The following is a 5,919-nucleotide window of genomic DNA, read 5'->3' on the forward strand; positions in this document are numbered from 1 at the left end:
GGACCGCATGTGCAAATCCGGCGCAATGTGACAGACTTGTTGCAAGCTCCGGTCTGGCGCCATGGCCGGACAAAAAGCGAGGGGAGGAAATCGCATGGCCAAGAAAAAGGGCAAGGTCCGCGACGCCGAGCAGCCGTCGTCGGAAGGCAAGCTGAACCGCAAGGACTACGAGCGCGAACTGGCCCGGCTGCATGGCGAACTCGTCAAGCTGCAATTATGGACCGTGGAAAAGGGCCTCAAGGTTTGCGTCGTTTTCGAAGGCCGCGACGGGGAGAATGACGGCGCCTATTCTGTAGCATGCGGCCGCAGACCGGAATAGGCTGGCTCATTGCAGCTGACTTTCCTGATCAGGTCGACGATTCCTCGGGCGTCGCTCCCATAGTCTCGTCATTTTCACGCAGCTGAAATCCCCACAGCATCAGCGCTGTCGTCGCCCCAGCCCAGCGCCAGAAGGAGCCGGCCGATAACGAAGTCGCCCATGATTTCAATCTTCGCCATGCTGGGCGACACGCTGCGCCCGAAGAGCTTTGCGGGCCTGTTCGGCGCCGCTGCTTCGGTCGCGCTGGCCACACTCCCGCTCGCGTTCTGGCGGCACGGAGAGCGGGGACGCGCAGCGCAAAGTGGCGTCATCCGCTTGCTACGAGTTCGCCCCGCGACTTCATCGCCTCGATGCGGTCGGCTGTCCGAAGCGCGATGGCTTGGATGGTCAGAGACGGATTGACTCCGCCGACCGTCGGGAACACCGAGCCGTCGCAGACCCAGAGATTACGGATGTCCCAGCAGCGGCAATCGGCATCGACGACGCCGGTCAGGCGATCCGCTCCCATGCGCGCCGTGCCACCGAGATGATTGGCGTCCTGAGCCTGGCGAAAGGTGTTGCGCACGCCGGCGGCGTGCAAGCTCATCTCCATCTGGTCAAGAGCATGGGCGATCAGGGCCTCGTCGTCTTTCGTCCAAGCGTAGTGTATGCGGGCGATTGGCAGACCATATTGATCTTTTTCAGAATCCAGCGTCACGCGATTATTCTCGTTCGGCATGGATTCGCCGACCATTTTCACGCCGACGGCATGATTGTAATTCTGCATCTCGCGCCATAGGGCCTCGCCCCAGAGACCGCGCGATTCGGTCACGACCGTCGCCCATTCGATCGGCAAAGGACCCTGAGCCATCCAGCAATAGCCGCCGAAAAAATCCTTGCGGTCGTCGTAGTTCCAATGCTCGGTGATCGTCGTCGATGGGGGCGCCTTGTTCCAGCGGATCTCATCGTCCATTTCGCCAAACACCGCTTGGTTGGGCTGGGTCATCAGATACTTGCCGACGAGGCCCGAGGAATTGGCGAGTCCATCGGGGAATTGCTCATTGGCCGACATCAGCAGCAGGCGCGGCGTCTCAACGGCATAGCCCGCGACGACCACGTTTTTCGCGCGCTGAAAGCGCCACTGGCCCTCGCGATGATAATGGACGCCGCTTGCCAGGCCACGCGCATTCGTCTCGATGCGCCCGACCATGGCGAGATCGCGAATTTCGGCGCCGGCTTTGATCGCACGCGGAATCCAGACCGTCAGCACGCTTTGCTTGGCGTTGGTCGAACAGCCGAAGCGACAAAAACCGCGATAGACGCAGGGCGGCGATTTGCCGCGCGGCGCAGAGACCGTAGCCAAAGGAGTTGGCGTCCAAGCCATGCCAAGCGCCTCGGCGCCTCGCGCCAACACCATGCCGGCGGCGTTGATCGGGTGAGCGCGATAAGGATAGCGCGGCCGTTTTGGCCCCCAAGGGTAGGATACAGGTCCGGAGATAGACAAATCCCGCTCCGCTCTTCCATAATATTCCCACATCTCGCGCCAATCGAGCGGCCAATCGGCGCCATAGCCGAAAATCGTGCGCGACTTGAACCATTCGGGCCGGAAGCGCAGCGACACCATGGCGAAATGCACGGTCGAGCCGCCCACCGCCTTGCCGCTGTTCTTGCCGCCCATGGTCAGCCAGTCGTTACCCTCGACGATGCGCTCGTCTGTCCAATAGAGCTTGGTCTGCTCCTGTTCGTCGGAGGCAAAATCATCGAGCGGGCGGAAAAAAGGACCGGCGTCGAAAGCCACGACTGAAAAGCCCTTTTCGGCGAGCCGGCACGCCAGCGTCCCGCCGCCTGCTCTGCGCCGAGCGCGCCGGCGCCGACGAGCATGGCGACCCTGGAGCCGGCATTGAGGACATCGGCGGCGCGGCGCAGGTCTTCGTCGTAAGGAACGACTTTCGGCTTGGAATAGCCGACGCCGGAGAATACCGCGCCATGCTTGCGCGGCGGCTCCTCATAATCCAGCTCCTGCACGTCGTTCGGGAAAATCAGCACCGCGACCTTGCGCTAGCCGATTGCGGTGCGCACGCCGCGGTCGATCATGTGCCGCACCTGCGGCGGCGTCGCCGCGGTTTCGACAAAGGCGCCGGCGACGTCCTTGAACATGCTGTTCAGATCGAGTTCCTGCTGGTAATGTGCGCCCAAAGCCGTGCGGGCTTGCTGCCCGACCAGCGCGAGAACGGGCTGATGATCAAGCCGCGCATCGTAAAGGCCAGTCAGGAGATGCGAGGCGCCGGGTCCCGATGTCGCGATGCACACGCCCAGTTCGCCGGTGAACTTCGCGTAGGCCGAAGCCATGAAGGCGGCCATTTCCTCATGGCGCGTTTGAATGAACTCAATCTTGTCCGGCGCCCTGTTCATCGCGCCGAACACGCCGTTGATCCCGTCGCCGGGATAGCCAAAAATCTTACGGACGCCCCAGGCGTGAAGACGCTCTATGATGAAATCGCCGACGGTTATGCTCATGGGTTTCTCGCCAGGTTGAACGGGGTGGTCCGCAGGCCCGGCGCCGGCGCCTCCATCGCAAAAAGACCGCCTTCATTCGGTCGCCTGTTTCGCTCTTCGTGAGAGAGCGGCCAATTGGCGGAGGTAACAAACAGAGTGTTGAGCCCTTCGCCGCCAAAAGCGGGCATCGTCGGATATTTAACCGGCAAGAGGACGCGGCGTTCCAATTTACCTGCGGGACAAAGCGCAGAAGGCAGCCGCTGGCGAAAACCGCGCACCAATAAAAGCCTTGGCTGTCGACCGAGGCTCCATCAGGGCCGCCCATCTCAGCCTCGCTTTCGACATGGGCGAAAAGCCTGCGACGATCGGTAGACCCTGTCGCGGGATCGTAATCGTAGGCCGAGATCATCCGCGAGTTCGTGTCCGAATGATACATTGTCTTTCCGTAGGGACTCCACGCCAGACCGTTCGACGTCGCCACCAGAGGCGTCGCTGTCGTCCATGAGGTCGTGGCGTCCGGGTCAAAGCGCCAGAGCGGCGCCGCTCGTGGCGCGCGAGACTGATCGTCAGGCGCCAGCGGCGCATACATCGGTCCCACAAAGAAGCGTCCTTGCGGATCGCACCGCCCGTCATTGAAAATGAAACGGCGCGGATCGAAAGGAGGCGGCGCCAGAAGAATCAAAGCCCCTGTTTTCGCATTGAAGTCATAGAGCCCTGTCCGTAAGGCGACCACAGCGCCTGACGGGGCAGGCGCCTGGCAGCCGATCCAGGCCGGCATCTCCCAGCACTCATCCTTGCCGGTCGCCGGGTCGAAGGCATGAAGGGCGGGGCCGCGAATATCGACCCAAAACAGTTTTTTGAAAAACGGATTCCAGCCCGGGCTTTCGCCGTTCAAGGCGCAAGCAGGAACGACAAGCACTATTTGCGGCGCCATGGCCAAGCATGTTTTGCGTTTCGTCAAATCTTTCTGGCCGCGTCGACGGCGCGCGCTGTCAGGCTGCATCGATTGGGCTCGCCATCCAAGGCGCGTGCGCCAGTCTTTTTTCGAGCGCTGCCGAACAGATAGGCGGGCTGAAAAAATGCACCATCGTTTCAATGATGTGTTTTGGGACGAAGAGAGCGGTTTTTATGCGTTCGCGCTCGATGGGACCAAGAAACCCGTCCTCAGCGTAGCCTCAAATCCCGGCCATTGCCTGTGGTCGGGCATCGTTCCGCCCGAACGGGCGGCGCGCGTCATCGCACGCTTGATGCGAGACGATATGTGGAGCGGATGGGGAATCCGCACGCTCTCGGCCGATCATCCCGCCTACAATCCTTTTTCCTATCAAAATGGAGCGGTCTGGCCTCACGACAACGGACTGATCGCCCAGGGATTCAAACGCTACGGCCATGCCGACGAAGCAGCCCGGATCGCGCACGACGTCGCGGCGGCGGGATGCTTCTTCATGCTCAATCGCATGCCGGAGCTTTATGCCGGCCTGGGCCGCAGCGCGAATAGTTTTCCCTTGCAATACTTAGGCGCCAACGTGCCGCAAGCCTGGGCGGCGGGATCCGTCCTGTCGCTGTTGCATGCCATGCTCGGTCTCCAGCCCGACGCGCCGCATGGCAAGCTCTATATCGACCCGACGCTGCCAGACTGGCTCAACGATTTGACCGTCAAGAACCTCCGCTTTGGCGGACAGATTTTTGACATCAGATTCTGGCGCTCGAACGCAGAGACCGAATTTGACGTGCTCAAAGGCGATCAGGACCGCGTCATGCGTCGTCGGATCGTCGCCTAGAACAATTCGGTCGAGCGAGGCGAGGGAAACGGAATCAATCAAGTCACCGTCGTCGGATGCTGAAACGCGAAAGCGCCGGTGACGTCCGAACGCGCGATTCCGGTTGTTCATTGTCATTGTCGTCGCATCCGGGATCGCTCTGCGACCCCGTGTTGACCTCGTCAGCGGCGATGGTCGGCACGCAGTCTTGCGTCACATCGTCGACCGGGATGTTGACCACGCAGACCACATCCCGGGACCGGTTTCGAGGGGAAAAAAGGCCGGTTTAGGCAGAATTGCGGTCATTCAACCGTCTCGGCGATTTCACGTTTCGATATATTGTCCCGCAAACCGGACATCAAATTTGGCCGATCTTCGCTTTGTCCGTGTCGGGCGTCGATCGAAAGTCGAGGTCCCTGAAGCTCGCGACTTTGCCGGGCGATATCTACCGAATGGAGAACGTGTAGGGAAAGCCGCCCAAAACCTTTCGCGCGGCGCTCTCGTCCTTCATATCCGCCAGCGTGACGCCAACCGTCGTTCCCTGACCACGAATTTCGACGACCTTGATCTCGCTCGGCGACAGGCCCGCTTCGCTCAGCGCTGCGAAAATGACGTCCCTGATTTCCAATTGTTTGAGCGCCGGCTTGAAGATTTTGCCGACCGCCGTCAGCGGCATTTCCTCGATGATGCGGATATGTTTCGGAAGGGCGGCCCGCTCGCCGATATTCGAACGGGCGAACTCGGCCAATTCCTCCTCGGTGACGGCGAAGCCCGGCTTCAGCTGAACATAGGCCACCGGAAGTTCGCCCGCATGGGCGTCGGGCCTGGAGACGGCCGCGACCAGCTGTACGGCGGGGTGCTGATGCAGCGGCTCTTCAATCGACTGCGGGTCGATGTTGTGGCCGCCGCGGATGATGAGTTCCTTTTTCCGGCCGGTCAGCCAGAAATAGCCATCGGCGTCCTGGCGTCCGAGATCGCCGGTGTTGAGCCAACGCCGTCCGTCGCCGCAATCCAGCCAGAGCCCCGCGTCATGTTCCGCCGACAAATAGCCGGAAAAGACGTTGGGGCCGGAAATCGTGATCACCCCCTCCTCGTCGGCGGCGCAATCACCCACATATCCTCCCTGGTCGTCGAGGACGACGGCCTTCATCAGCTGACCCGGCAGGCGCAGTCCGATGGAGCCGATACGCCGCTCGCCATTGGGCGGGTTGCAGCTGCTGATGCAGGTTCCTTCGGTCAGTCCATATCCTTCCAGGATCTTGATTCCCGTCCGTTCCTCGAAGTTGCGGAAGACCTCGACCGGCATTGGCGCCGCGCCGCAATATCCGTAATCGAGAGAACGGATGTCGCGTCCGGCGACGGGAA

3 protein-coding genes and 4 pseudogenes are annotated in these 5,919 nt (G+C 61.3%); 3 read left to right on the forward strand and 4 right to left on the reverse strand.

Annotated features, from left to right (window positions below):
* Window positions 1-94: 94 nt before the first annotated feature.
* Both ACLP2E_RS17995 and ACLP2E_RS18000 read left to right on the forward strand, forming a co-directional pair.
* Entirely contained in the window at window positions 95-319 is a 225-nt protein-coding gene (locus tag ACLP2E_RS17995) for a hypothetical protein (RefSeq protein ID WP_442464702.1), read from the forward strand.
* A 159-nt stretch (window positions 320-478) separates the two neighbouring features.
* Window positions 479-622, forward strand: a pseudogene (locus ACLP2E_RS18000) (DUF3147 family protein); the annotation flags it as partial.
* A gap of 4 nt (window positions 623-626) precedes the next feature.
* Here ACLP2E_RS18000 and ACLP2E_RS18005 read toward each other — a convergent pair.
* The 3 pseudogenes from ACLP2E_RS18005 to ACLP2E_RS18015 all read right to left on the reverse strand — a co-directional run.
* A pseudogene (locus ACLP2E_RS18005) lies at window positions 627-2,147 on the reverse strand (GMC family oxidoreductase); the annotation flags it as partial.
* Window positions 2,111-2,815: pseudogene (locus ACLP2E_RS18010) on the reverse strand (thiamine pyrophosphate-binding protein); the annotation flags it as partial. The pseudogenes ACLP2E_RS18005 and ACLP2E_RS18010, both read right to left, overlap by 37 nt.
* Window positions 2,812-3,797: pseudogene (locus tag ACLP2E_RS18015) on the reverse strand (SMP-30/gluconolactonase/LRE family protein). The pseudogenes ACLP2E_RS18010 and ACLP2E_RS18015, both read right to left, overlap by 4 nt.
* Here ACLP2E_RS18015 and ACLP2E_RS18020 point away from each other — a divergent pair.
* A complete protein-coding gene (locus ACLP2E_RS18020; protein WP_442466717.1) occupies window positions 3,727-4,575 on the forward strand; it encodes an amylo-alpha-1,6-glucosidase in 849 nt (282 codons plus the stop codon). The pseudogene ACLP2E_RS18015 and the gene ACLP2E_RS18020 sit on opposite strands and share 71 nt — an antisense overlap.
* Before the next feature lie 424 nt (window positions 4,576-4,999).
* On the opposite strand, the gene ACLP2E_RS18025 is transcribed toward ACLP2E_RS18020, so the two are convergent.
* Window positions 5,000-5,919, reverse strand: a 920-nt coding sequence (locus ACLP2E_RS18025; RefSeq protein ID WP_442466718.1) for an AMP-binding protein, incomplete at its 5' end; no start/stop codon positions are given.

It is taken from the genome of Rhodoblastus sp. (assembly GCF_052145335.1).
GTDB lineage: Bacteria > Pseudomonadota > Alphaproteobacteria > Rhizobiales > Beijerinckiaceae > Rhodoblastus.